At 63.9% G+C, this 25,345-nt stretch carries 21 protein-coding genes; 13 read left to right on the forward strand and 8 right to left on the reverse strand.

All coding sequences use genetic code 11. From position 1 onward, the window contains the following. Positions 1–65: 65 nt before the first annotated feature. The 3 genes from CCOY_RS11275 to CCOY_RS11285 are packed head-to-tail and all read left to right on the forward strand — an operon-like array spanning position 66 to position 2,245. A complete protein-coding gene (locus CCOY_RS11275) occupies positions 66–794 on the forward strand; it encodes a GntR family transcriptional regulator (protein WP_070483168.1) in 729 nt (242 codons plus the stop codon). A gap of 9 nt (positions 795–803) precedes the next feature. After that, the gene (locus tag CCOY_RS11280; protein WP_092100877.1) at positions 804–1,895 is read left to right on the forward strand and encodes a septum formation family protein; all 1,092 of its coding nucleotides are present in this window, start codon (positions 804–806) and stop codon (positions 1,893–1,895) included. Positions 1,896–1,897: 2 nt separating this feature from the next. Beyond that, positions 1,898–2,245 carry a metallopeptidase family protein gene (locus CCOY_RS11285; RefSeq protein WP_070568884.1) on the forward strand — a complete coding sequence of 116 codons (348 nt, stop codon included), beginning with the start codon at positions 1,898–1,900 and terminating at the stop codon, positions 2,243–2,245. Here CCOY_RS11285 and pheA read toward each other — a convergent pair. Together pheA and CCOY_RS11295 are read right to left on the reverse strand one after the other, a co-directional pair. Beyond that, the gene (pheA, locus tag CCOY_RS11290; RefSeq protein WP_092100879.1) at positions 2,242–3,066 is read right to left on the reverse strand and encodes a prephenate dehydratase; all 825 of its coding nucleotides are present in this window, start codon (positions 3,064–3,066) and stop codon (positions 2,242–2,244) included. The genes CCOY_RS11285 and pheA overlap by 4 nt on opposite strands. After that, entirely contained in the window at positions 3,063–3,989 is a 927-nt protein-coding gene (locus tag CCOY_RS11295) for a DUF2891 family protein (protein ID WP_092100881.1), read from the reverse strand. Before CCOY_RS11295 ends, pheA begins: the two co-directional genes overlap by 4 nt. 17 nt (positions 3,990–4,006) lie before the next feature. Here CCOY_RS11295 and CCOY_RS11300 point away from each other — a divergent pair, with 17 nt between their 5' ends. Both CCOY_RS11300 and CCOY_RS11305 read left to right on the forward strand, forming a co-directional pair. Next, complete coding sequence (locus CCOY_RS11300) at positions 4,007–4,705, forward strand: CPBP family intramembrane glutamic endopeptidase (protein ID WP_092100883.1); 699 nt, start codon at positions 4,007–4,009, stop codon at positions 4,703–4,705. A gap of 31 nt (positions 4,706–4,736) precedes the next feature. Beyond that, entirely contained in the window at positions 4,737–6,032 is a 1,296-nt protein-coding gene (locus tag CCOY_RS11305; protein ID WP_092100885.1) for an LCP family protein, read from the forward strand. A gap of 331 nt (positions 6,033–6,363) precedes the next feature. Here the strand turns inward: CCOY_RS11305 and CCOY_RS11310 are convergent, their stop codons facing one another. Beyond that, positions 6,364–7,947 carry an alanine/glycine:cation symporter family protein gene (locus tag CCOY_RS11310; RefSeq protein WP_092100887.1) on the reverse strand — a complete coding sequence of 528 codons (1,584 nt, stop codon included), beginning with the start codon at positions 7,945–7,947 and terminating at the stop codon, positions 6,364–6,366. Between the two features lie 187 nt (positions 7,948–8,134). Here CCOY_RS11310 and CCOY_RS11315 point away from each other — a divergent pair, with 187 nt between their 5' ends. Continuing rightward, complete coding sequence (locus tag CCOY_RS11315) at positions 8,135–9,577, forward strand: YjiH family protein (RefSeq protein WP_092100889.1); 1,443 nt, start codon at positions 8,135–8,137, stop codon at positions 9,575–9,577. On the opposite strand, the gene hutG is transcribed toward CCOY_RS11315, so the two are convergent. Then, positions 9,574–10,518: a formimidoylglutamase gene (gene hutG, locus CCOY_RS11320; protein WP_092100891.1), complete on the reverse strand. Its 945-nt coding sequence runs from the start codon at positions 10,516–10,518 to the stop codon at positions 9,574–9,576. The genes CCOY_RS11315 and hutG overlap by 4 nt on opposite strands. A gap of 37 nt (positions 10,519–10,555) precedes the next feature. Here hutG and CCOY_RS11325 point away from each other — a divergent pair, with 37 nt between their 5' ends. The 7 genes from CCOY_RS11325 to hutI all read left to right on the forward strand — a co-directional run bounded on the left by CCOY_RS11325 (position 10,556) and on the right by hutI (position 19,926). Next, positions 10,556–11,290: an IclR family transcriptional regulator gene (locus CCOY_RS11325; RefSeq protein ID WP_092100893.1), complete on the forward strand. Its 735-nt coding sequence runs from the start codon at positions 10,556–10,558 to the stop codon at positions 11,288–11,290. 32 nt (positions 11,291–11,322) lie between these two features. Next, positions 11,323–12,870 (forward strand): histidine ammonia-lyase, encoded by a 1,548-nt coding sequence (hutH, locus tag CCOY_RS11330; RefSeq protein ID WP_092100895.1) that lies wholly within the window; start codon positions 11,323–11,325, stop codon positions 12,868–12,870. A gap of 176 nt (positions 12,871–13,046) precedes the next feature. Then, positions 13,047–14,213, forward strand: coding sequence for an acyl-CoA dehydrogenase family protein (locus CCOY_RS11335; protein ID WP_070422648.1), 1,167 nt, complete (start codon positions 13,047–13,049; stop codon positions 14,211–14,213). A 20-nt stretch (positions 14,214–14,233) separates the two neighbouring features. Continuing rightward, positions 14,234–15,370, forward strand: coding sequence for a CaiB/BaiF CoA transferase family protein (locus CCOY_RS11340; protein ID WP_092100897.1), 1,137 nt, complete (start codon positions 14,234–14,236; stop codon positions 15,368–15,370). Positions 15,371–15,391: 21 nt separating this feature from the next. After that, positions 15,392–16,789 carry a YjiH family protein gene (locus tag CCOY_RS11345; RefSeq protein WP_143028432.1) on the forward strand — a complete coding sequence of 466 codons (1,398 nt, stop codon included), beginning with the start codon at positions 15,392–15,394 and terminating at the stop codon, positions 16,787–16,789. 158 nt (positions 16,790–16,947) lie between these two features. Then, positions 16,948–18,639 (forward strand): urocanate hydratase, encoded by a 1,692-nt coding sequence (gene hutU, locus CCOY_RS11350; RefSeq protein ID WP_083279459.1) that lies wholly within the window; start codon positions 16,948–16,950, stop codon positions 18,637–18,639. Positions 18,640–18,732: 93 nt separating this feature from the next. Beyond that, positions 18,733–19,926 carry an imidazolonepropionase gene (hutI, locus tag CCOY_RS11355; RefSeq protein WP_092100899.1) on the forward strand — a complete coding sequence of 398 codons (1,194 nt, stop codon included), beginning with the start codon at positions 18,733–18,735 and terminating at the stop codon, positions 19,924–19,926. Here the strand turns inward: hutI and CCOY_RS11360 are convergent. From CCOY_RS11360 to CCOY_RS11375, 4 genes are read right to left on the reverse strand one after another with little or no spacing between them, the layout of a single operon-like run. Further along, positions 19,923–21,593 carry a dipeptide ABC transporter ATP-binding protein gene (locus CCOY_RS11360; protein ID WP_092100901.1) on the reverse strand — a complete coding sequence of 557 codons (1,671 nt, stop codon included), beginning with the start codon at positions 21,591–21,593 and terminating at the stop codon, positions 19,923–19,925. The two genes, hutI and CCOY_RS11360, sit on opposite strands and share 4 nt — an antisense overlap. Continuing rightward, positions 21,590–22,537 carry an ABC transporter permease gene (locus CCOY_RS11365; RefSeq protein ID WP_092100903.1) on the reverse strand — a complete coding sequence of 316 codons (948 nt, stop codon included), beginning with the start codon at positions 22,535–22,537 and terminating at the stop codon, positions 21,590–21,592. The genes CCOY_RS11360 and CCOY_RS11365 overlap by 4 nt, the downstream gene beginning before the upstream one ends. Beyond that, positions 22,537–23,610: an ABC transporter permease gene (locus CCOY_RS11370; RefSeq protein ID WP_092100905.1), complete on the reverse strand. Its 1,074-nt coding sequence runs from the start codon at positions 23,608–23,610 to the stop codon at positions 22,537–22,539. Before CCOY_RS11370 ends, CCOY_RS11365 begins: the two co-directional genes overlap by 1 nt. Before the next feature lie 18 nt (positions 23,611–23,628). Then, complete coding sequence (locus CCOY_RS11375; RefSeq protein WP_092100907.1) at positions 23,629–25,272, reverse strand: ABC transporter substrate-binding protein; 1,644 nt, start codon at positions 25,270–25,272, stop codon at positions 23,629–23,631. Between the last annotated feature and the right edge of the window lie 73 nt (positions 25,273–25,345).

A 25,345-nucleotide genomic window follows, 5' to 3' on the forward strand; every position in this document is an offset into this window, starting at 1 on the left:
CTTGTTCCCCGACGCGCGTACGCCGATCCGCTATCCGGTCATAACCAGTGCGCTATGGTGGCCTTATGCCCACCCGCATCACTGACGGCCCCGTGCCCAAGCATGAGCAGCTGCGCGCGATTATCGACGAGCTGATCTCCACCGAGCTCTCCCCCGGCGACCCCCTGCCTGGCGAGCGGGCATTAGAAGAGGCCTACGGCGTGTCTCGCATCACGGTGCGTCGCGCGATCGGAGATCTTGTGTCCGCTGGCCGTTTGCGCAGGGTGCGCGGCAAAGGCACGTTTGTGGCGCCTGCCCCGCTGGTGAGCCGTCTGCACCTGGCGAGTTTTTCGGACGAGATGCGAGCGCAGCGGGTGGAGGCGTCGTCGAGAATCTTGCTCTCTGAGCGCACGACTCCGCCGGACGCGGTGGCCACGTTCTTTGGCACCCCGCCCACGACTGAGCACATCCGCCTGCGGCGCTTAAGGCTTGGCGACGGCGAACCGTACGCCGTCGACGACGCCTGGTACAACTCCATCCTTGTGCCTGACCTGCTGGAAAACGACGTCTACCACTCCGTGTACACCCTGCTGGAAAACGAATACGGGCTGGGCATCACAGAAGCGGAGCAGACCGTCACCGCCGTCACGGCAGGCCCCGACAACGCACCGCTTCTCGACGTCACCCCGGACACCGCCCTGCTCCACATCCTGCGCTACGCCCGCAGTGGCGGCAGCAACGTGGAGTATTGCTCCTCGGTGTACCGCACGGACCGCTACCGGCTGACTACACGGGTCGCCCGCGAAGTGGAATAATGGTGCGCCATGGCTTCGAAACAGACCGCGCTGCGCGCCTTTCTCATCGCCACTCTGGCGGGCACGGTGGGCGCTGGCACCTACGGACTGACCGCCGATAGTTCCGGCTCCGCGAACCCGGCGGACGGCTCGTCTACCTCGAGTTCTGTTGCGGAGGCGGCGTCGTTCACCACCGCCGACGCCGGCTCGTGTTTGACGTGGCAGGTTGCCGAAGATGGCACCCATACCAACTTTGAGCAGGCGGATTGCGCCGGCGAGCACCGCTTCGAGGTTGCCGCGCGCGAGGACCTGGCCACCTACCCCACCTCCGAGTTCGGGCCCGAGGCGCCGCTGCCAAACCAGACCCGCCAGGCGCAACTGCGCGAGGAACTCTGTGGCGCGGCAACCCTGCGCTACCTGGACGGCAAGTACGACCCGAACGGGCGTTACTCCATCGCTCCGATCCTGCCGCCGGCCGACGCGTGGCAAAACGGGGACCGCACCATGCTGTGCGGCCTGCAGGAAACCGACAGCAACGGCGAGCCGGTGCTGACCTCCGGCCGAGTTGCGGAGGCGGACCAGGCCCGCGTGTTTGAGGCCGGCGAGTGCGTGGCCATCGACGCCGCCAACTCCCTGTCGGTGGTGCCATGCGACAAGCCGCACCAGTTGGAGATCACCAGCCGCGTCAACCTGGCAAAACACTTCGCGGACCACACCCCGTCCGTCGAGGAGCAGGACAAGTACCTCGGCGACGTGTGCACTCAGGCCGCGCAGGATTACCTGGGCAGCGAGGAAGCGCTCTACCAGATCGCGCTGCGCCCCTTCTGGACCTCGCAGACCCCGGCCGCCTGGGAGGGCGGTTCCCGCAGCGCCAATTGTGCGTTGATGTTCTCGCGCCCGGAGGGCCAGTTTGCCAACCTCACCGGGTCTGCGACGCAGGGCCGCGAGCATTTGCTTATCGACGACGCCCCGCCACCCGCACGCCCCGAACGCCGCCCGTTACGCTCTGAGCAGCAGGCGAACCAGTCGCAGGCTCCAGCCCCCGAGGCACCAGCCCCGGCCCCTGAGGCCCCAGCCCCCGAAGCGCCAGCCCCGGCTCCTGCGGCTCCGGTGCAGTTCTGATGATGGCCCCGGTCAGCGACGAGCTGTTCGAGGAGATGATCAACGACGCGTTGGACACCATCCCGGACCGCTTCGCCGAACACATGCAGAACATGGTGATTTTGGCCCGCGACTTCAACCCCGACGACCCCACATTGCTTGGCCTGTTCGAGGGCGTGCCGCTGACCGAGCAGCACTCCAACCATTCCGGGTTCCTTCCCGATGCGGTGTTCATCTACAAAAACGCACTCGAAGCCATCTGCGCTGACGAGGAGCAGTTGCGCCACGAGGTGAAGGTGACTGTCCTGCACGAGGTCGGCCACTACTTCGGGCTAGAGGAACACGAGCTGCACGCCCTCGGCTGGGGTTAGGCCTTCGGCCAGCTCCCGAGCATGCGTATCTGCGTCGTCTGCTCCCCCACGGCGGCAATCGCCTGGGCGATGGGGTCGTCGTCAATGTGGCCCACAAGGTCGACGAAGAAGTTGTACGTGTTGGGCTCTTTGCGGGTCGGGCGCGACTCGATGCGCGACATGTCCACCCCGCGCACCGCGAACTCTTGTAGCGCGCCGACCAGGGTGCCTGGTTTGTTGGGGGTGCGAAAGACGATGGCGGTGCGGTCGTTGCCTGTTGCGGCCGGTACCTTGCCTTGCTTACCGACGAGCACAAACCGCGTCCGCGCCGTCTCCATATCCGCCACCCCACGGGCGTGAACGTCCAGGCCGAACAGGTCCGCGGCGCGCTCGGGCGCGGCCGCCACGTCCGCCTCGCCGTCCGCGACCATCTTCGCCGCGGCCGCGTTCGAGGACGCCGGGACGAACTCCACGCCCGGCGCGTGCTCACCAACCCAGCGTTTGACCTGGCTGTACGCCACCGGATGGGTGGCCAAGCGGCGGGCGCTGCCCAGTGTTTCGCCCGCGCGTGTCATGATGGCGAACGCGATGGACAGTTCCGTCTCGGCGTAGATCTGCACGCCGGGGGTGTCGACGAGCGCGTCGGCGGTGGTGGTCACCGCACCGTCGACGGAGTTCTCAATCGCGCACACCGCCCAATCGGTCTTGCCTTCCGCGACCGCTTTGAGCGCCGCCGCAGGCGAGTCAACCGGGACGAACTCGGCTTGGCCTGTGGAGTCGAAGCGGCGCGCCGCCTCCTCGGTGAAGGTGCCCTCGGGTCCGAGATACGCAATTCGTGTCATTTCTTCTCCTGTGCTGTTTCTTCAGCGAGTAGCGCGTAGGTGATCAGCCAGTGTGTGGCCATGAAGTTGGTGCCGGTGAGGTGGGGCACGGTGGTGTCGATAAGCATCTGCGTGCCCTCTGGCTTACCGATGGCCCGCAGCAACCACGCCCGCGTCAGCATTAGCCCGAGCAGATGGGCCTGCTGGCCGTCCTCGGGGTCGTTGACCTGGAGGGGGGTGGCGTAGAACTCCAGCGCACCCGGAGTGAAGAAGCAGTCTAGCCAGGCGGGGAAATCCTCGCCGAGTACGCGCTGCATCAGGGCTGCCTGCGCCAGCCCGTTGGGGACGAAGTCGTGGCCGGACAGTTCCCAGGTGTGTGGGTAGGCGTGGTCGTTGTGGAACCAGGCGCGGGCGGTGTCGTCGCAAAGCAAGCGGAGCTTGTGGAGGCCGAGTGCGTCGGCGGCGTCGATGATCAGCAGCAGCGCGAGCGCGGAGTTGCTATGCACACCGTGGCGCACCGGCAACTGCTGCGTGCCCAGCCACGCGGTGATGTTCCCCTCGAGTTGGCTGGCCAGCGGCGTCATCGCGGCCTCCCACGGGGTGCCGAGCGTGACCTTGCAGAGTTGCAGCGCCCACGCCCAGCCATACGGCCGCTCGTACAGCGGGTGCTCACGCAGGTAGACGGCCTCGGCGGCGATGTTGTCGGCGGTCAGGCGCTGGTTGAGCAGGGCGGTAAGCGAGGGGTCGCTGACTAGCTTGTGCAACTTCACCCCACTGGCCAGCATGTGCACGCACGAATGCCAGTCGTAGGAACCCCAAAACGCCGGGTGCAGGCGACGCGGGGTGACGTCCGTGTCGGTCGGGCAGGCGCTCGCGTGGTGCATCGCCGCCGGATACTCCCGGCCGACAACCTCGACGACGGTGCGCGCCCACAATTCGTGCATGGCGCTAAAGTTACCGCATGCAACGGCGCCTAAAGATAGAGATCCTGCTGGTCCTCGCCGTCACGTTCGGCACCGCGGGCCTGCGTGCAGCCCTGCGCCTGATCGACTCGCTGCTCAAAGCCCCGCTCAACCAACAAACCACCACAATTTACGACGCCACCTCCACCATCCCATGGCTCGACCTCGCCCTCCAGGCATGCTCAGCGCTGACCCTGTTCGCGTGGGGTGGACTCGCATGGTTTCTTCTCGACGAGCACTGGCGCCTACCCCGCCTCCCCGACCTCGCCCGCGGCGCCGGATTCGCCGCCCTGATCGGCCTGCCCGGGCTCGCGTTCTACGTCGCCGCCGTACACCTCGGCCTATCCAAGGTTGTCGTGCCGACCACCGAGGCCGTACAGATCCCCACCTCCCTGCTGTGGTCGTTGGCAAACGGCTTCGGCGAAGAAATCGTCGTGGTGATGTACCTCGTCACCCGCCTGCGCCAACTCGGGTGGAAGCCCTGGCAGTTCATCGCCGCCTCCGCCGTGCTGCGCGGGTCCTACCACCTGTATCAGGGCGTCTCGGCAGGCCTGGGCAACATCGTCATGGGCGTGGTGTTTGCCTGGTACTTCCACAAAACCGGGCGCATCTGGCCGCTGATCATCGCCCACTTCCTCATCGACGCCGTGGCGTTTATCGCCTACCCGCTCCTCGACCTGTCGTGGCTCGGAATCTAACCACACGCGTCACACTGGTTACACTGTTTTCATGTCAACGACGCCCCACTCCAACGACCCCCGCGACAACGCGGGCGAGTTCGTCCTGGGCAAAGACGGAAAACCCCTCGTCGACCGCTACGGCCGGCCCGTCCGCCGCCGGCCCTCGCAGCCTGCGCGGCCTGCGGATTCCCGCACAGAGCGCCGTGTGGAGCCTCACGCGGAGCGCCGCGTCGAACCGGGCCACACCGTGTACGAGCCGCGTCCCGCCTACGAGCCGCGCCGCGCACCCCAGTACCCGCCACGCGAAGCTTCACGGCCGGTGCAGTACCGGCCCGGACAGCGCCCAGCGCAGGGCCAGTACAGGCCCGCGCAGCGTCAGGCACCCCGTGATGAACGGCCGATGCCGCTGCAGGTGTCCAAGAGGAGGGAAAGGTCGGCGGGGCGTCGTCGTCAAGCAAAACGCCCTGGATGCGGCAGCATCATCGCCCTCATCATCGTGATCGCGCTCGCGTCCGTCCTCCTTACCGACGCCCGCCTCAACCGCGTCGCCGCACTCCCCGACGAACAAATCGGCAATACAGCCGGCACCAACTGGCTCCTCGTCGGTTCCGACTCACGCACGGGCCTGAGCGAACGCGACGTCGAACGGCTCGGCACCGGCGGCGACATCGGCTCCACACGCACCGACACCATTATGCTGCTCCACCTGCCCCTACGCGGCAAAGCAACCCTGATGTCCATCCCGCGCGACTCCTACCTGCCAGTACCCGGATACGGCTACGACAAAATCAACGCCGCGTTCGCCCTCGGCGGCCCCGAACTCCTCGTGCAGACCGTCGAGCAAAACACCGGGCTACACATCGACCGCTACGCCGAAATCGGCATGGGCGGCATCGCCGGCGTTGTCGACGCCGTCGGAGGCGTGGAAATCTGCGTTGCCGAACCTATCGACGACCCCCTCGCCAACCTGTTCGTCGAGCCCGGCTGCCAAAAGATGGACGGCCCCACCGCACTCGGCTACGTACGCACCCGCGCTACCGCCCAAGGCGACCTCGACCGCGTCGTCCGCCAACGCGAATTCCTCAGCGCATTGACCTCACGAGTGTTCTCACCTGCGGTGTTCCTCAACCCGTTCCGTGTTGGACGCCTGCTATGGGTCGCGCCAACCCTGCTCACCGTCGGTTCCGGCGACCACGTTTGGAACCTCGCCCGCATCGCCTTCGCTATGCGCGGCGGCCTTGACACCGAGACCGTGCCCATCGGCGGCTTCGCCGACACCGAAGTGGGCAACGTGGTGCTCTGGGACGACGAGGCAGCCGAAGCCCTGTTCGCCCGGCTGCGGTAGCGGCTGGTTGGCGGCCGGTTGGCGGGTGGGCCGGCTGCGCCTCCTTTCCCCCGCCCCCGCCCCTCCCGCACATGGTGAGAACACAACGGTGAAGACGCGTAAAAACTCGCAAGCTCTCCGTTGCGTTCTCACCATCTGTGGCGGTGGGGTCGGTGGGGGGCGTCGCAAAGCTAAACGGCGCCTCCTACACGGTGCATTTCGTCGAAAATCAGCGAAATGAGCTGTGTTGGATGTACCGTTTGGGGCCAGCACCCAACCGAACCACCCCGCCACGCACGAAAAAGCCGGCCACCGGGCGCAAACCCGGGGACCGGCTTAGAGCAGTAAGCGCTTACTGCTCGTCTGGTCGCACGACCGTCGAGCCAGAGCCAGCACCAGCAGCACCTGCGGTGCCCTCAACGCCGGGCCACTTGCCAGCGGCGATGAGCTCGTTCTTGCGCTCAACCCAGAAGTCGGCGTTCTTGATGCCGAGGGCCTCGGGGTCGAAGTGCGGGTCGATACCGGCCTTCTTCTGGCGGCGGTAGTCCCACAGACACTTGAGGGCCGGGACCTGCAGGAAGAGGATGGCGACGATGTTGAGCCATGCGGTTGCGCCCACGCCGATGTCGCCGAGTGCCCACGCGTTGCCCGGGGTAGTGGTTGCGCCGATGAACACGGCAGCGATGATCAGGACGCGTAGGCCCCAGATGATGGCCTTACGGGCGCCTTCGTTCTTTACCCAGCGGTTGAGGTAGACGGAGTTGGTTTCTGCCATGTAGTAGTACGCCAGCACGGTGGTGAAGGCGAAGAACATGATGGCCAGCGCGATGAAGGATGGGCCGAGGCCGGCGGAGAAGGAGTTCAGGCCTTCTTGGACGAAGCCGGGGCCGACGGGCACGCCGTCGGGAAGCGAGCCGTCGTAGACTACGGCGCCGTCTTCGGACTGGCCTTCGAACACCTTGTACATGTCGGTGGAGATGATGATGAAGGCGGTTGCGGAGCAGACGAAGAGGGTGTCGATGTAGACGGCGAAGGACTGGACGAAGCCCTGCTTAGCCGGGTGGGAGACCTCGGCGGCTGCTGCGGACTGCGGTCCGGTGCCCTGGCCTGCTTCGTTGGAGTAGATGCCGCGCTTGACACCCCACATGATGGCTGCGCCGAGCATGCCGGAGAATGCTGCTTCCTTGTCAAAGGCGGAGCGGAAGATGATGCCGAAGACTTCGGGGATGTCGGAGGCGTTGGCGAAGAGGACGACGATGGCGATGATGATGTAGATGGCGGCCATGAACGGGACGACCATGGATGCGAAGTTCGCGATGCGCTTCACGCCGCCGATGATGATGAAGGCGAGGAGGATCGCCATGACGGCTGCGGAGATCTTGACGTCGATGCCCCATGCGTTGTCCACGGCTGCGGCTACGCCGTTGGCCTGGATGCCGGGGAGGAAGTAGGAGGTTGCCAGCAGCATGCAGATTGCGAAGATGATGGCGTAGACCAGCATGAATGGTGCGGCGGTGGTGTGCTTGTAGGCCTTTTCGATGTAGTAGGCGGGGCCACCGCGGTATTCGCCGGTGTCGCGGTCGGTTTCCTTGTAGATCTGGGCGAGGCAGCACTCGATGAACGAGGTTGCGGAGCCGAGTAGGGCGACGAGCCACATCCAGAAGACTGCGCCGGGGCCGCCGAAGGCGATGGCGGTGGCGACGCCGGCGATGTTGCCGACGCCGACACGGCCGGCCAGGGAGATCATCAGGGATTGGAACGAGGAGATGCCTTCCTCGGACTTTTCGCCGGATTTCAGTTGGCGGATCATGTCCGGCAGGCAACGGATCTGCAGGAACAGGGTGACGAGTGTGAAGTATGCGCCTGCGCCGAGGCACAGGAATACCAACCAGTTGGACCAAATGAGGCCATTGAGGGTGGCGATGAACCCTTCCATGGCGCCCTCCTTTTGTTTGTGTGCTGGGGTTTTCTTGAACGTCGCTTCAAGTAACTAGAGAATCTAGACCATTACTTTGTGCCGTGTGTCACTTTTTGTGTAAAAATTATTCTTCGGCACCAAAAATATTCGGCCCCAATTGTTGGGCAGACGTTGCGGACGCCGCTGCAGTATTGAAAGGATGTTTATGGAACCCGCTGGTAAGCGCACGAATCGCTTGCGTAAGTACTCGCCTGCTTGGCCGGTAAAGGACTTGCCCGCAAGTTCGCATGTGCTTGTCGACGACTCCACCCAACCGGCTGATCCCGATCCCGACTTCACCCCCGATGCGGATGTGAAGCCTCAGGCGGTGTGGCGTTTCTTTGTGTACAGCGCCATCGGCATTTTTGCGTTCTTCGTGCCGTTTTCGGTAAATGGTTCGAAGTCGACGATTTTGTTGGATCACATCGTCACGTGGATCACGACGACGCTCGGCGAGGGCACCCGTTTCCTGGCGCTGGCGGCGATCATCGCTGGCACGATCTACCAGTTCGTCACTGGACGCTGGAAAGAGGACTACGCACGCATGGCGTTTGCGGCACTGTCTGTGCTGGCGATTGTGCTGTGCGCGATGCTGACGTTTGGGTTCGGCCCGGAGTGGTTGTTCAACCCGGATATTGGTCCGTTCATCCTGGATAAGTTGGTGATCTCGGTCGGCCTGCTGATTCCGGTCGGCGCGATCTTCTTGGGTTTGCTGGTGGGCTTTGGCCTGATGGAGTTCATTGGCGTGATGGTGCAGCCGATCATGCGCCCGGTGTTCCGCACTCCGGGCAAGTCTGCGGTGGATGCGGTGGCGTCATTCCTTGGTTCCTACTCGCTGGGCCTGTTGATCACGGATCGTATGTATAAGAACGGCAGCTATAACGGGCGTGAGGCGTCGATTGTTGCTGCAGGTTTTTCTACGGTGTCGGCCACGTTTATGGTGATCGTCGCTAAGACGCTCGACATCATGGAGCACTGGATCGCGTACTTCTTTATCGCCTTCATCATCACGTTTATCGTGACGGCGATTACGGTGCGCATCCCTCCGATTTCGCGCATTCCGGAGGATTATTACCCGGGGGCGACGCCGCATCCGGAGAAGGAGATCACCGGTAACCGTTTCAAGGCGGCATGGCGTGAGGCGAAGATTGAGCTCAACCGTGCGGATTCGTTGGGCAAGGTGTTGTGGACGAACTTCCGCGACGGTTTGGTCATGGCGGTGCAGGTCACGCCGGGCATCATGTCGGTTGGCGTGATTGGCCTGGTGCTGGCGACGTACACCCCGGTGTTCAAGGCCGTTGGCGTGGTGTTCTATCCGGTGGTGTGGTTGCTGCGCCTGCCGGATCCGTGGGCAACGTCGGGTGCGCTGGCGACCGGCTTGGCGGAGATGTTCCTGCCGGCCACGCTGACGGCGGGTTCGGATGACATGGTGTTGAAGTTCACCATTGCTGTGGTGTGCGTGAGCCAGATTTTCTTCTTCTCGGCGATGGTGCCGGCGGTGTTGGCGACGGACATTCCGCTGAACATCGTGAAGATGGTCATCATTTGGTTCATCCGCGTGGTGCTCACCGTGATCATTACGGTGCCCGTCGCCTACCTGCTGTTCTAAGCTGCCGTCGCCGTTACCGCATCGTCGATAAGCCGTGCTGCGGCTTTGGCGGTGCGGTTATCTACGTCGAAATCGGGGTTGAGTTCGACAACATCCAGCAGCGCGACGCGGCCGGTGGCGGCGACGGCGGAGACCATGGCGCGCAGTTTCGCGTAGTCCACGCCGAAGCCCGCGGGGGCGGACACACCCGGCGCGACGGCGGCGGGAAGGACGTCGAGGTCGATGGAGAGGTGGATCGGCAGGTCGCCGTCGACGGAGGCGAGGGCGCGGTAGACGGCTTCGCGCATCGACATTTCAGCAAGTTCGGTGTCCAGCACGGTGGTCACACCGAGGTCGTCGGCGGTGTCGAAGAGCACCTTGGTGTTGTTGGGCTGGGAGATGCCGAAGACGGAGTAGTCGAAGTCGCTGCCCGCTAGGTCGGCGATCTGGCGGAAGGGTGTGCCGGAGGTGGGTCGGCTGGCGGTGCGCAGGTCGAAGTGGGCGTCGAAGTTGATGATGTGCATCGGGCCGATGGCCTCGTAGGCGCCGCGGTGGGTGGCAAAGGAGGTTTCGTGTCCGCCGCCAAGCACGACGGTCATGCCGTCTACGCCTTGCATGGTGACGAGGTCATACACCTTGTCTGAAAGGGTCCGTTGCGCGGATTCGAGGTCGTCGTTTTGGGTGGTGACGGTGCCGGCGTCGATAAGCGTGCGCTCGTGGTGAATAGCGAGCGAGCCGAGTGCGGCGCGCAACGCCTCGGGGCCTTGGGCGGCGCCTTGGCGGCCGCCGTTGCGCTCAACGCCTTCGTCGGAGGCAAAGCCGATGAGGTGCACGGCACCTTCCTGTGGTTCGGCGTTGGTGGAGATCACGCTGTGCCAGCGGGCGTGCTCGGCTCCGGGGCCGTCGTCGCGGCCGGTCCAGTCGGGTGCGGGTGCGAAAAGTGGTGCTGTGACTGTATTCATGCCACACGAGCCTAGCGTCGAGGCATACTGAGAGGCGATGAATAAGCCCCAGGTTCCCGCTGCGCACAATGTGCTGCGCATCCTGTCGCTGCTGTCCACTACAGATGCGCCGATTTCTGCGACCCGTATTCAACGCGAGTTGGAGCTGCCCCGTTCGACGACGTACCACTTGCTGCGCGAGTTGGAGGATTCCGGCTTTGTGGTGCACTTGAAAAACCCGGGCACGTACGGGTTGGGGTTGGCGGCGTACCGGATGTCGCAGGCGTACACCACGCAGCAGCCGCTGGTGCGGCTCGCGACGAAGCCTCTCGCCCGTATTGCTGCGTTTGCTGGGGGTTCGGCTCACCTGACGCGCCTGGCCGGGTCGGAGATTGTGTACCTGCACGAGGTGCGTGCTCCGGGGGCGGTGTCGTTGGTGACGGAGGTTGGTGTGCGTTTGCCGGCGTTGGCTACGGCGTCGGGTCGCATCATGCTCGCGTATTTGCCGGACGCGGAGTTGCGCGCGGTGTTCACGTCGTCCGGCGAGCGTCGTCGGTACAGCGAGGTCAAAGCGCAGCTTATCGACGTCCGCGAGCACGGCTGGGAAAGCGAATGCGAGGAAGTCTCGCGCGGGCAGGAGTCCGTGGCGGTTGCGGTGCTGGACCATCTGGAGCGACCGGCGGCGGCGCTTGCGGCGACGTTCCCGGTGGGAAGCACCGATAAGCAGGCACTTTTGGGGGCTTTGGAGGATGCCTCGGCACGCTTGCGCACGCAGTTTTTTGGTAATCGTTGAGCACTACACCGGTGTGATCTAGCATCGCACGCATGACAACTATTACCCCCGTCACAGTAGGCATCGGCGCGCTGTCCGTTGAGGACGTCGTCGCCGTCGCGCGCTACGGCGCAAACGTTGAGATCGATCCGGCGGCGCTCGAGGAAATCGCCGCTACCCGTGAGCGCATCGAGGAGCTCGCTGCGGACCCGACCCCGGTCTACGGCGTCTCCACTGGCTTTGGCGCCCTGGCCACGAAGCACATCCCGGAAGATATGCGCGCGCAGCTGCAGGTATCGCTGGTGCGCTCCCACGCCGCGGGCTCCGGCCCGGAGGTGGAAGAAGAGGTCATTCGCGCGCTGATGCTGCTGCGCCTGTCCACGCTGTGCACGGGCCGCACGGGTGTGCGCCCGGTGGTGGCGGAGACCTACGCCGCCGCGCTGAACGCTGGGATCACGCCGGTGGTGCGCGAGTACGGTTCACTGGGTTGCTCCGGCGACTTGGCGCCGCTGGCCCACTGCGCCTTGGCCCTGCTGGGCGAGGGTGAGGTCCGCGTCAAGGGTGGTGAGATCATCCCGGCCGCTGACGCCCTGTCCCAGGCGGGCATCGAGCCGCTGGTCCTGCGCGAAAAAGAAGGCTTGGCGCTGATCAACGGCACCGACGGTATGCTTGGCATGCTGTGCCTGGCCATCGCAGATCTGCGCGAGGCCGCCAAGGTTTCGGACATCGCAACCGCGATGAGCGTGGAGGGCCTCAACGGCACGCTGTCCGTTTTCGACGACGACCTGCAGCAGCTGCGCCCGCACCCGGGCCAGGCGGATGCCGCGTACAACATCCGCACCGTGGCGGCGGATTCGCCGATCCTGGCGGCCGCACTCGAGGACTTCAAGGCTAACGACGTGCAGGATGCGTACTCGATCCGTTGCACCCCGCAGGTCGCCGGCGGTTTCCGCGACACACTGACGTACGTGACCACGGTGGCCGACCGCGAGCTCGCCGCCGCGAACGATAACCCGGTGGTGGCCAAGGACGGCCGTGTTGCCTCGAACGGCAACTTCCACGGCGCACCGGTGGCGTACGTGTTGGACTTTTTGGCGATTGTGGTGGCGGATTTGGCGTCGATTAGCGAGCGCCGCACGGACCGCTTCCTCGACCCGGCGCGCAACCGCGGCCTCAACGCGTTCCTCGCGGGCGACCCGGGCGTGGATTCCGGCCACATGATCGCCCAGTACACGCAGGCAGGCATTGTCGGCGAGCTCAAGCGCAACGCGGTGCCGGCGTCTGCGGATTCGATCCCGTCGTCCGCGATGCAGGAGGACCACGTTTCCATGGGCTGGTCGGCGGGCCGCAAGCTGCGCCGCAGCATCGATGGCCTGCAGCGCGTGCTTGCGGTGGAGATCCTCACCGCCGCGCGTGCGCTGGACATGCGCGAGAGTGAGCCGTCCGTCGGCACCGGTGCAGCTCTGGCCACGCTGCGTAAGCATGTGGAGGGCCCGGGCACCGATCGTTTCCTGGCCCCGGAGATTGAGCATTCCGTGCATTTGGTCAAGGGCGGCGATTACGTCAAGGCCGTTGAAGCGGTTGTGGGCACACTTCGCTAAACCGCACTACTCAACGGGCGGCGCCGCAGCATCGGCGCCGCCCGTTTTCTATTACGCATCACCAATAGTCTGGGAACCCAGACAACTGGCGACACTGCCCCCTTTGTTACCACGGAAAACTCCATACACTGTCGCCTACATCATTAACCCCCGCAGATTGTGATTGGAGTCTCACCATGGCTGGCCGGTACCCGAATGGCGATTTCTACGACTTTGAAAGCGAACTGTCCACGGAGGAAAAGGACATCCTCTACAACGTCCGCGATTGGGCAAAGGAGAAGGTGCTCCCGATCGCGGTGGACTACTGGAACCGTTCGGAGTTCCCGCACGAGCTGCTGCCGTCGATAGGCGAGCTCAACATCATCAGCCTCGTGCGCGGCCAGGGTCGCTCCCGCCTGCTGGCCGGCCTCGTCGCGGCGGAGATTCACCGCGCCGACGGTTCCGTGGGCACGTTTTTCTCCGGCCAGGACGGCCTGTTCACCGGCAGCATCGAGCTGCTCGGCTCGGAGGAGCAGAAGGAGCGCTGGCTGCCGGACCTCTACGCCGTGCGCAAGACCGGCGTGCTTGCGATCACGGAGCCGGAGGCTGGCTCCGACGTTGCCCAGGGCATGCGCACCACAGCCACCAAGGTGGATGGCGGCTGGATCCTCAACGGCGCGAAGCGCTGGATCGGCAACGCAACCTTCTCCGACTACGTCGCCGTCTACGCCCGCGACCCGGAGGACGAGCAGGTCAAGGGCTTCATCGTGGACACCACGTCCGAGGGCTACACGGCCACGCTGATGGAAAACCGCATTGCCATCCGCGCGGTGCAAAACGCCGACATCACGCTCGACAACGTGTTTGTTCCGGACAGCGACAAGCTCGAGGGCGCGAACTCGTTCAAGGACATCAACAAGGTGTTCAAGAGTGCACGCTCCACGGTGGGTTGGCAGGCCGTCGGTACGCAAATGGGCGCGCTCGACGTGGCACTCGGCTACGCGGATGAGCGCATCCAGTTTGGCAAGAAGATCTCCTCGTTCCAGCTCAACCAGAACAAGCTGGCCACCATGCAGGGCAACCTCGTTGCCTCCGAGTCGATGATGGCCCAGTTGGCCCGCATGGAGGATCGCGGTTCCGCGAACAACGAGCAGTCCGCGCTGGCCAAGGCGTTCACCTCGAAGCTCATGCGTGAGACGGTCGCGCTCGGCCGCGAGATCCTCGGCGGCAACGGCCTGATCTCGGATTACCGCATGGCGAAGATCTTCAACGACGCCGAGGCCATCTACTCCTACGAGGGCACCTACGACATCAACCAGCTCATCGTCGGTCGCTCCATCACGGGCGAATCGGCCTTCGTCTAGTCCACGCAGGAGGAAACACTATGAATGCACCGCTTTCCGGAATCCGCGTCCTTGACCTCTCCCGCGTACTCGCAGGCCCGTTCTGCTCCATGATCTTGGCGGACCTCGGTGCTGAGGTGATCAAGGTGGAGTCGCCGTGGGGTGACGATTCGCGTCAGTTCGGCCCGTTCGTCGACGGCACGTCCGCCTACTACCGCCTGTTCAACCGCTCGAAGATGGGCATCACGCTGGACTTCAAGAACGACGACGACAAGGAAGTGTTGCGTGATCTGGTCCGCCGCGCTGATGTGGTCGTCGAAAATTTCCGCCCTGGTGTGCTTGAGAAGCTCGGCCTTGCGCCGAAGGATTTGCTGGAGATCAACCCGCGCCTCGTGGTCACGAGTATCTCCGGCTTCGGCCAGACGGGCTCGCTTGCCAAGGAACCGGCGTACGACCTGGTTGCGCAGGCGATGAGTGGCCTGATGTCGATTACGGGTTGGCCGAACAGCAAGCCGACGCGTGTGGGCATCTCGCTGGGTGATCTCATCCCGGGCCTCTACGCCGCAATCGGCACGGTTTCGGCGCTCTACCAGCGTGAATCCACCGTCACCGGCCAGCATTTGGACCTTGCTATGTACGACTCGCTCATCTCCGTCATGGAGTCCGTAGGCATGCGTGCGCTTTACGACGACACCCCGCCCACCCGCATCGGCAACGACCACGGCCTGTCAGCGCCGTTTTCCACGTATGCGACCAAGGACGGCGACGTAGTCATCGCGATCACCACGAACCGGCTGTTCGAGCGCCTGGCCAACGCGCTGGGCATCCCGGAGATGGCCACCGACCATCGCTTTGCAGAGCCGGTGGCCCGCTCCGACAACCGGGTTGCGCTGCGCGAACTGATCGAAGAAGCGCTGAGCACAAAGACACGCTCGGAGACCATCGCCCTGTTTGAAGAACATGGTGTGCCCACCGCCCGCGTGTACGACCTGGACGAGGCACTACGCAGCCCGTTCGCCCAGGAACGCGGTGTGGTGGTTGAAGAAACGGATGGGTTCCGCACCCTCGCCTCCCCGCTCAAGCTCGCCGGGATGGGCAAGCCAACGCCGGCGCCGGAGTTGGGGCAAGACAACGAACGTATCCAGTCCTGGTTGAGCGAAGATCCGCGCACCACCTGAGTTCCGTAAAGGAGCAGCACCATGGATGAAACACAGACCCCACGTCGTGGTGGCAGCACCCGTTGGATTCCGGGCGACAACATCGCCGCAGTCCCGTCCCTTCCGCCCGAGCACGAGGTGGACAGCCTGGAGCCGAAGAACAAGTGGAGGTTTTTCCTCTACAGCGCGATCGGTTCCTTTGCGTTTTTCGTCCCGTTTACTGTCGGGGAGAAGAACACGATTCTGTTGGACCACATTGTGGGCTGGCTCCAGTCCTCACTTGCCGGCGCCCTGCCGTACATCACCCTGGTGATGATCACCGCCGGCGCCGTCTACCAATTCGCCACCGGTAAGTGGCGCGAGGATAAAGCGCGTGCCGTGTTCGCGTTCCTCTCCGCGTTGGCGGTGGTGTTGTGCGCGATGCTCGTGTTCAACTTCGGCCCCGCATTTCTTTTCGACGAACGCCTCGGCCCCTTCATCCTGAACAAACTCGTCATCCCCGTCGGCCTGCTTATCCCAGTGGGTGCCGTATTTTTGGGTTTGCTGGTTGGCTTCGGCCTGATGGAATTCATCGGTGTGATGGTGCAGCGGTTCATGCGGCCGGTGTATCGCACCCCGGGTAAGTCGGCCGTTGACGCAGTGGCGTCGTTTTTGGGGTCATACTCGCTGGGCCTTTTGATTACCAACCGCGTCTACCGCACCGGCGGCTATACGGCGCGCGAAGCGTCGATCATCGCGGCTGGGTTCTCCACCGCATCGGCGACGTTCATGGTGGTTGTGGCGCGAACGCTGGACCTGATGCACATCTGGGGCGTGTACTTCGCGGTCACGCTCCTTGTGTGCTTCCTAGTCACTATCGTCGTCGTCCGCATCCCTCCGTTGAGCACGATCCCGGACGATTACTACCCGGGCGCTACCCCGCAGCCGGAGGAGCGCGTGGAGGGCAACCTGTTCGCCGCCGCGTGGAAGGAAGCGAAGGCGTTTTTGGCGCAGGCGGAGTCGCTGCCGAAGACCATTTGGCGCAACTTCAAAGACGGCGTGATCATGACCATCCAGGTCATCCCGGGCATCATGGCTGTTGGCATCATCGGCTTGGCGCTGGCGTTCTACACCCCGGCGTTCAAGATTCTGGGCGCGCTGTTCTATCCGCTGGCGTGGGTGTTCCAGTTGCCGGATCCGTGGCTCGCGTCCGAGGCGTTTGCCATCGGCCTCTCTGAGCTGTTCCTGCCGGCAACGTTGGCGGCTGGCAACGAGTCTGACGTACTGCGCTTCACCGTTGGTGTGGTCTCCATCAGCCAGGTGTTCTTCTTCTCCTCGATGATCCCGGCGGTGCTGGCCACGGACATCCCGTTGAAGATCAGCCACATGGTGATCATCTGGTTCCAGCGCGTGGTGCTGTCCATCATCCTGACGGTGCCGATCGCGTACCTGATCTTTTAACCCCCACTACCCGGTTTGTCTCGTATCCGAGACAAACTGGGCAAAAACTGTCTTCCAGCAACCACATCGCCCCCTTATCCTCAATGTAACGCAGGTTACATTCCTGTCGGATTGTGCTCCTGCATCACGAAACTCAATGAGCCGTAGAAAGGATTCCCATGGCGAAGAACTGGTCCGAAGGTGCACGCGAGGTCCGCTCCCCGCGAGGCACTGAGATCACTGCAAAGTCCTGGCAGACCGAGGCCCCGCTGCGCATGCTGCAGAACAACCTTGATCCGGAGGTTGCGGAGCGCCCCGATGATCTCGTCGTCTACGGCGGCACCGGTCGTGCGGCCCGAAGCTGGGAGGCCTTTGACGCGATCGTCGATACGCTGAAGGACCTCGAGTCCGACGAAACGCTGCTGGTCCAGTCCGGCAAGCCGGTCGGCGTGTGGAAGACCAACGAGTGGGCGCCGCGCGTGCTCATCGCCAACTCCAACCTGGTGGGCGACTGGGCTAACTGGGAGCATTTCCGCGAGCTCGAGGACGAGGGCCTGATGATGTACGGCCAGATGACGGCCGGTTCCTGGATCTACATCGCAACCCAGGGCATCCTGCAGGGCACCTACGAAACCTTCGCGGCTGTGGCGAAGAAGCGTTTCAACGGCACGCTCGCCGGCACCCTGACCCTGACCGGCGGCTGCGGCGGCATGGGTGGCGCACAGCCGCTGTCCGTCACCCTCAACGGTGGTGCCTGCCTCATCGTCGATGTTGACGAGGGCCGCCTGAAGCGTCGCCAGGGCAAGCGCTACCTCGACGAGGTCACCACCGACCTCGAGGAAGCAATCAAGCTGGTCACCGACGCGAAGAACGAGAAGCGCGCCCTGTCCGTGGGCCTCGTCGGCAACGCGTCCGAGGTCTTCCCGGAGATGCTGCGCCGCCACCGCGCTGGCGAGTTCACCGTGGACATCGTCACCGACCAGACCTCCGCACACGACCCGCTGTCCTACCTGCCAAGCGAGATCCCGTTCGCCGACTGGCACACCGAGGCAGACGCCGACCCGACCACCTTTACCAAGAAGGCCCGCGAGGCCATGGCCGCACAGGTCCAGGCAATGGTCGAGTTCCAGGACGAGGGCGCCGAGGTGTTCGACTACGGCAACTCCATCCGCGACGAGGCCCGCAAGGCCGGCTACTCCCGCGCGTTTGAGTTCCCGGGCTTCGTCCCGGCCTACATCCGCCCGCTGTTCTGCGAGGGCCTTGGCCCGTTCCGCTGGGTTGCACTTTCCGGCGACCCGGAGGACATCAAGGTCACCGACCAGGCCATCAAGGAGGCTTTCCCGGACAACGAGCACCTGCACCGCTGGCTCGATGCGGCCGAGGAGTACGTGGAGTTCGAGGGCCTGCCGGCACGTATTTGCTGGCTGGGCTACGGCGAGCGTGCCAAGGCCGGCGTGATCTTCAACAACCTGGTCAAGGAAGGCAAGGTCAAGGCACCGATCGTCATCGGCCGTGACCACCTGGACTCCGGCTCCGTGGCCTCCCCGTACCGCGAGACCGAGTCCATGCTCGACGGCACCGACGCTGTGGCTGACTGGCCGCTGCTCAACGCCATGACCGCTGTGTCCGGCGGCGCGACCTGGGTATCCATCCACCACGGTGGTGGCGTGGGCATGGGTCGTTCCATCCACACCGGCCAGGTCACGGTGGCTGACGGCACCGAGCTCGCCGAGGCGAAGCTCAAGGCTGTGCTCACCAACGATCCGGGTATGGGCGTCATCCGCCACGTGGATGCCGGTTACTCCCGCGCCAACGAGGTCGCGCAGGAGCGCGGCGTGCGCATCCCGATGAAGTTCCAGGCACGCGACTAATCACGCGCCGTAGAGCGCTGACGTTTCCCTCACGGGCGCGTCAGCGCTTTTCGTTACCCTGGGCCCCACGAAGCCCTCCGAAGAAAGGCACCCATGAGCACCTTTATTACTGGCATTTCCGAGCTCCGCACGGTCTCCGAGCTGGGCACCATTAAGAACGCAGCATTGCTTATCGACGACGGCGTGATCGCCTGGGTCGGCCCCGCCGACGAAGCCCCCGCGGAAGCAGCAAACGCCGCCGAAACCGTCGATGTTGGCGGGCGCGCAGTCCTGCCCGGCTGGGTAGATTCCCACTCCCACATGGTTTTCGACGGCAACCGCGCCGAAGAGTTCGAGGCCCGCATGGCCGGCGAGTCCTACGCCGCCGGCGGCATCGCCGTGACCATGGAGGCAACCCGCTCCGCAGGCGAGGAGCGCCTGGATAAGTTGGTGGCGGAGCGCGTCGCCGCAGGCCATGCGGGCGGCACCACCACCTTTGAGACCAAAACCGGCTACGGCCTGAACGTCGAGTCCGAGGCAGAGGCCGCACGCGTGGCCGCCCGCCACGTGGACGAGGTGACGTTCCTCGGCGCACACCTGGTCCCGCCGGGGGCGGACGCTGACGAATACATCGACGAGGTCGTCGGCCCGATGCTGGATGCGGTGAAGGACCACGTGCAGTGGATCGACGTGTTCTGCGAGCGCGGAGCGTTTAACGAGGAGCAGTCCCGCCGCGTCCTCGAGGCCGGCAAAAAGGTTGGCCTGGGTGTGCGCGTGCACGGCAACCAGCTTGGGCAGGGCCCGGGCGTGAAGCTTGCGGTGGAGATGGGCGCGGCCAGCGTGGACCACGTCAACTACCTCTCTGATGAGGACTTCGAGCTGCTGGCCGGTTCGGACACCGTAGCCACGCTGCTGCCTGCCTGCGATCTGTCCACCCGCGAGGATCTTGCACCGGGGCGCAAACTTATCGACGCCGGCGCCACCGTCGCCATCGCATCCAACCTCAACCCCGGTACGTCGTTTACGTCCTCGATGAACTTCTGCGTGACCACCGCGGTGCTGCAGCAGTACCTCACGCTCGACGAGGCGATCGAGGCTGCCACCACCGGCGGTGCGAAGGCGCTGCGCCGTCACAACGTCGGCGACGGCAAGGACCCGCAGGGCCGCCCGGCCAAGGGCACGCTGGTGCCCGGCGCGGCCGCCGACCTGCACATCCTGGATGCAGAAAACGCCATCAACCTGGCCTACCGCCCAGGCATGCCGATTACGTGGAAGACCTGGGTGGCAGGCCAGAAGGTCTACGGCTAAACGCTGCCTTCTGCGCGCGAGGCGAACAACGCCTCGCGCCGCGCTGCCTGCTCGACCGGATCAGGCACGGGCAGCGAACCGACGAGGCGCTGCGTGTAGGCCTGCTGCGGGTTCGCCATAACGTCCTTGCCATAGCCGCATTCGACCAGGTCACCGTGGTAGAGCACGCCGACGGTGTGGGAGACCATGTCCACCACGGCCAGGTCGTGGCTGATGAACAGGGCCGCGAACCCGAGGTCGCGCTGCAGCGATTGGAACAGGTCCAGCACCACCGCTTGGACGGAGACGTCCAGGGCGGAGGTGGGCTCGTCGGCAATGAGCAGCTCCGGGTCGAGCACAAGGCCGCGGGCGAGCGAGACGCGCTGGCGCTGACCACCCGACAACTCGTGCGGGTAGCGCGACGCGAACGAACTCGGCAGTTCAACCGCCTCGAGCAGTTCCGCCGCGCGCTGCTTGCGTTCCTTCGCGGATACATCGGAGTTGACCACGAGTGGCTCGGTGATGCACTCCTCCACCGTGAAATACGGGTTGAAGGAGGTCGCTGGGTCCTGGAACACGAAGCCGACGCGCTTGCGCAGTTCCCGTAGTTCGGCCGCGCGGATGCCGTTGAGTTCCTTGCCTAGCACCTTCAGTGATCCACCGGTGACCTTCTCCAGGCCCACCATGGACCTACCAATGGTGGTCTTGCCGGAACCAGACTCACCCACCAGGCCGAACACTTCGCCCTTGTGGATCTGGAAGGACACACCTTTCACCGCGGTAAACGACGGCGCTCCGAGGCGACCCGGGTAGGTCACCTCCAAACCGTCTGCTTCCACCACGGGTGTGGTGATGCGCATCGCCTCGAGTTCCGCCGCCGGCGTGATCACGCTGAGCGACTTCGTGCCCAGTCGCGGCACCGCACCCAGGAGTTTCTTGGTGTAGTCCTCGCGCGGGTTGGCAAACAGTTCGCGCACCGGGGCGCGCTCAATGATCTTGCCGTGGTACATCACGGCCACCGAGTCAGCCAGGTCCGCGACCACACCCATGTTGTGGGTGATGATGATGATCGAGGTGCCGCGCTCGTCGCGAAGCTTGCGCAAGAGCTGCAGAATCTCCGCCTGCACGGTTACGTCCAGGGCGGTGGTTGGCTCGTCGGCAACGATGGTGTTCGCGCCGAGTTCCACCGCCATGGCGATCATGATGCGCTGCTTCTGACCACCCGAGAACTCGTGCGGGTAGCGGTTGATACGCTTCTCCGGCTCAGGGATACCAACCGCGCGAAGTGCTTCGACGCAACGTGCCTTGGCTTCCTTCTTCGAGATCTTCGGGTTGTGCGCCTTGAGCCCTTCCGCCATCTGCCACCAGATGGGGAACACCGGGTTCATTGCGCTCGACGGCTCCTGGAAGATCATGGACACGTCGCGCCCGCGCATCTTGCGCAGTTCGTCGTGGTTCATGACGGTGACGTCGTTGCCCTCAACGAGCACCGCGCCCTTGGACACGGCGGTGTCGCCGAGCAGGCCGAGCACGGATCGCGCGGTAACCGTCTTGCCGGAGCCGGACTCGCCGACCAGCGCAAGAATCTCACCCGGCTCGACCTCGAGGTTCACGCCCTTGACGGCGTGCACGAACCCAGCGTCGGTATTAAACCCGACGTGGAGGTCCTGAATGTCTACGCGGTTCATGCCGCTACCTCCTCAAACTGGTCGCCGTCTTTCGCTTTTGCTTTACGACGAACACGCAACCGCGGATCATTCAAATCATTCAACGACTCACCAACGAGTGTGATACCCAGCACCGCCAGCACGATGGCCAGGCCCGGGAACAGCGCAGTCCACCAGATGCCGGAGGTGACGTCCGAAACCGCACGGTTGAGGTCGTATCCCCACTCAGCGGCGGAGGTCGGCTCGATACCGAAACCGATAAAGCCCAGGCCCGCAAGGGTGAGGATGGCCTCCGACGCGTTAAGCGTGAAGATCAGCGGCAGGGTGCGGGTGGCGTTGCGGAAGATGTGCACCGCCATGATGCGCCAGTGGGATGCACCGACGACCATCGCGGATTCCACGAACGGTTCCGACTTCAACCGCATCGTCTCCGCACGGATGACGCGGAAGTATTGCGGGATGAACACCACCGTGATCGAGATTGCCGCCGCGGCGATACCGCCGAGCGCGCTGGACTTACCGCCGGTCAGCGCGATCGACATGACAATCGCCAACAGCAGCGACGGGAAGGCGTACACAGCGTCGGCGATCATCACCAGAATCCTGTCGAGCCAGCCACCGACGTAACCGGAGATCAAACCCAGCAGCACACCGAGAATGATCGACATCAGCACGGACGCGACGATGACCAGCACCGCGGTGCGGGTACCCCACACCACGCGCGAGAACACGTCGAACCCTGCGACGGTCGTGCCCCAGATGTGTTCGGCCGACGGTGCTTGCTGGGTGCCGAACGCGCCCGCGTCGTCGCCAGTCTGCGACCAGGTGTACGGGGCGATCAGTGGCGCGAAGATTGCCGTGAGTAGCAGCCCGGCGGTGAGCACCAGGCCGAGGATGAGCATGAACCGCTGCAAACCGGCGGAACGGATGACGTCCTTCACCAATGGGAGTTTCTTCCAGTTCATTAGAACCTCACCCTCGGGTCGACGAACGCAGCGATGATGTCAACGATGAAGTTGGTCACGGCCACAATCACTGCCATGAGCATCACAATGCCCTGCACAGCCACGTAGTCACGCGCTTGCATGTACTGCACCAGGATGTAGCCCAGCCCCTTCCATTCGAAGGTGGTTTCCGTCAGCACCGCGCCACCAAGTGAGAGTGCAATCTGCATGCCCATCACGGTGATCACCGGGATCAGCGCAGGACGCAGCGCGTGGTGGGTGACCAGGCGACGTTCCTTCACACCGCGCGAACGGGCGGACTCGATGTACTGGCGCTCAAACGTGCCGATGATGTTCGTGCGCACAAGACGCAGGAACACACCACCAAGCAGCAGACCCAGCGCAAGCGACGGCAGCACCGCGTGCGTAGCAATGTCCTTGATCAGCGCTGGGTCCCCAAGCCGCAGCGCATCAAGGCCGTAGAACGGCGTCGGGTTCGTGATGGAACGCAGCGTCGACTCCCCAGAGGTGGAGACACGACCTGCGACCGGCAGCCATCCAAGCTTGACAGAAAAGACCAGCTTGAGCAGCAAACCGACGAAGAACACCGGGGTGGCGTAGGCGAGGATGCCGAAGATGCGCAGCACCGCGTCCGGCAGGCGGTCGCGGAACGCTGCAGCAACCATGCCGCCGGGTACACCGATCAGGATGGCCACGATCAGGCCGTAGAACACCAGCTCAGCTGTCGCGGCACCGTAGGTAGTCAGTAGCTCGGTCACCTCCCGGCCGTCGGTAAACGTGGTGCCGAAGTCGCCGCGAACAACATCGCCCAAGTAGTCGAAGTACTGGATGATCAACGGCCGGTCGTATCCCGCTTCCTCCACACGGCGTGCGAGCTCGTCGGGAGACAGTCGCCCACCCAGCGCCGCGGTGATCGGGTCACCGGTGGAACGCATGAGGAAGAAGACGGTGGTGATCAGAATGAAGATGGTGGGGAAAATAAGCAGAAAACGAATAAGGATGTAGCGCAGGAAACTTCCGCCGCGATCCTTACTCGTTTTCTGGTCGTTTTCCGCCTTGACGGCGGTAGTCATGGTTTCGAGGTGCCTAACTTACTTGGTAATCGGGCCGAGGAAGAGCATGAACGAGGAGTCCAGAACAACGCCCTCGACGTCCTTGCCAACGATGGCGAACTGCTTGCCCTGCAGCAGCGGCACGGTGGACAGTTCGTCTGCCATGTAGTCCTGGATCTCGCCGATCTTCTTGTCGCGAGCATCGTGGTCCGGCTCCGTTGCGGATTCACGGATCATGGTGTCAACCTTCTCGTCTTCGAAGTGGTTGCCCAGGAAGTTGTTCAGGGTGAAGAACGGGGTCAGGTAGTTGTCGGAATCCGGGAAGTCCGGGAACCAACCCAGCTGGTAGAGCGGGTAGACGTCGTTGGTGCGGTCCTTGGCGTACTGGACCCACTCGGTGGACTGCAGGTCGACCGTGAACAGGCCGTCTGCTTCCAGCTGCGACTTGATTGCCGCGTACTCGTCACCGGAGGACGGACCGTAGTGGTCCGGGTTGTACTGCAGTGCGATGTTCACCGGGGTTTCAACGCCGGCATCCTCGAGGATCTTCTTCGCCTTCTCAGCGTCCGGCTTACCGTCTGCCTGCAGGTACTTGTCCTTCACAGCCTCGTTCGCGCCACGCATGGATTCCGGAACAACGGAGTACAGCGGTGCGAAGGTGTCCTTGTACACGTTGGTGGCCAGCGCCGGACGGTCGATCGACGCTGCGATTGCCTGACGTACAGCCTTCGCCTTCGCCGGGTCAGCGTTGTCGGCCTTCGCGCCGTACGGCATGGTGTCGAAGTTGAAGACCATGTAGCGGATCTCGCCGCCCGGACCTTCGACGACCTTCACGTTGTCGTCGTTACGCAGATCGTCGATGTCCGTTGCGGACAGGGAACGGTATGCGACGTCGATGTTGTTCTTCTGCACGTCGAGCTTCATGTTCGACGCGTCGGCGTAGTACTTGACGTTCACACCGTCGTTCGCTGCGGTGCCCATGAGGCCCTTGTAGTCAGCGCGCGGGGAGTAGGCGATGAGCTGGTTCTCGTTGAAGTCGCTAATCGAGTACTGGCCGGCAAACGGCTTGCCAGCAACAACGTCGGCGTTCTCCAGGACCTTGTCAGCCGGGAATACATCCTCATCGACGATCGGGCTCACCGGGGAGTTCAGCACGAACGGGAAGGTCTGGTCGTTGCCTTCCTTGAGCTTGAACACAACGGTGGTGTCGTCCGGAGCCTCGACCGAATCAAGGTTGGCCAGCATGGAGGCCGGGCCGTTCGGATCGTCGATAGCAATCTGGCGGTCGAACGTGAACTTCACATCGGACGAGGTCAGGTCGTTGCCGTTTTCGAACTTCAGGCCTTCCTTCAGCTTCACCGTGTACTCGGTGGGGCTGGTGAACTCAGCAGACTCAGCCAGCGACGGCACCGGCTCGGCGTCGAGTGCGCCCTGCGGGGTTTCCAGCAGGAAGCCGTACACCTGGCGCATGACGTTGTAGCTGCCGTTGTCGTACGACCCGGCCGGGTCGAGTTTCGTGATCTTGTCGGTGGTGCCGACGGTGATCACGCCGTCCCCTGCCGGTGCATCCGCTGCCTCGTTGGAGTCAGATTCGGTGGATGCACATGCGGTCGTCAGCGCGCCGCACGCGATAAGGGCAAGTGCCGACTTGAGCAGCTTTGCCCGTCCTTTCGAAGAGGACATGGTTTCTCCTTGTTTTTTGCTTTTGCTAGTTGTCGACGACTCCCGACAACGTTGCCGGAAACTATAAACGCAT

The organism is Corynebacterium coyleae (assembly GCF_030408635.1).
GTDB lineage: Bacteria > Actinomycetota > Actinomycetes > Mycobacteriales > Mycobacteriaceae > Corynebacterium > Corynebacterium coyleae.

Bases quoted from the DNA above. Each gene is read 5' to 3' on its own strand.
- CCOY_RS11275 (WP_070483168.1), top strand. From the start codon at position 66: ATGCCCACCCGCATCACTGACGGCCCCGTGCCCAAGCATGAGCAGCTG.
- CCOY_RS11280 (WP_092100877.1), top strand. From the start codon at position 804: ATGGCTTCGAAACAGACCGCGCTGCGCGCCTTTCTCATCGCCACTCTG.
- CCOY_RS11285 (WP_070568884.1), top strand. From the start codon at position 1,898: ATGGCCCCGGTCAGCGACGAGCTGTTCGAGGAGATGATCAACGACGCG.
- pheA (WP_092100879.1), bottom strand. From the start codon at position 3,066: ATGACACGAATTGCGTATCTCGGACCCGAGGGCACCTTCACCGAGGAG.
- CCOY_RS11295 (WP_092100881.1), bottom strand. From the start codon at position 3,989: ATGCACGAATTGTGGGCGCGCACCGTCGTCGAGGTTGTCGGCCGGGAG.
- CCOY_RS11300 (WP_092100883.1), top strand. From the start codon at position 4,007: ATGCAACGGCGCCTAAAGATAGAGATCCTGCTGGTCCTCGCCGTCACG.
- CCOY_RS11305 (WP_092100885.1), top strand. From the start codon at position 4,737: ATGTCAACGACGCCCCACTCCAACGACCCCCGCGACAACGCGGGCGAG.
- CCOY_RS11310 (WP_092100887.1), bottom strand. From the start codon at position 7,947: ATGGAAGGGTTCATCGCCACCCTCAATGGCCTCATTTGGTCCAACTGG.
- CCOY_RS11315 (WP_092100889.1), top strand. From the start codon at position 8,135: ATGGAACCCGCTGGTAAGCGCACGAATCGCTTGCGTAAGTACTCGCCT.
- hutG (WP_092100891.1), bottom strand. From the start codon at position 10,518: ATGAATACAGTCACAGCACCACTTTTCGCACCCGCACCCGACTGGACC.
- CCOY_RS11325 (WP_092100893.1), top strand. From the start codon at position 10,556: ATGAATAAGCCCCAGGTTCCCGCTGCGCACAATGTGCTGCGCATCCTG.
- hutH (WP_092100895.1), top strand. From the start codon at position 11,323: ATGACAACTATTACCCCCGTCACAGTAGGCATCGGCGCGCTGTCCGTT.
- CCOY_RS11335 (WP_070422648.1), top strand. From the start codon at position 13,047: ATGGCTGGCCGGTACCCGAATGGCGATTTCTACGACTTTGAAAGCGAA.
- CCOY_RS11340 (WP_092100897.1), top strand. From the start codon at position 14,234: ATGAATGCACCGCTTTCCGGAATCCGCGTCCTTGACCTCTCCCGCGTA.
- CCOY_RS11345 (WP_143028432.1), top strand. From the start codon at position 15,392: ATGGATGAAACACAGACCCCACGTCGTGGTGGCAGCACCCGTTGGATT.
- hutU (WP_083279459.1), top strand. From the start codon at position 16,948: ATGGCGAAGAACTGGTCCGAAGGTGCACGCGAGGTCCGCTCCCCGCGA.
- hutI (WP_092100899.1), top strand. From the start codon at position 18,733: ATGAGCACCTTTATTACTGGCATTTCCGAGCTCCGCACGGTCTCCGAG.
- CCOY_RS11360 (WP_092100901.1), bottom strand. From the start codon at position 21,593: ATGAACCGCGTAGACATTCAGGACCTCCACGTCGGGTTTAATACCGAC.
- CCOY_RS11365 (WP_092100903.1), bottom strand. From the start codon at position 22,537: ATGAACTGGAAGAAACTCCCATTGGTGAAGGACGTCATCCGTTCCGCC.
- CCOY_RS11370 (WP_092100905.1), bottom strand. From the start codon at position 23,610: ATGACTACCGCCGTCAAGGCGGAAAACGACCAGAAAACGAGTAAGGAT.
- CCOY_RS11375 (WP_092100907.1), bottom strand. From the start codon at position 25,272: ATGTCCTCTTCGAAAGGACGGGCAAAGCTGCTCAAGTCGGCACTTGCC.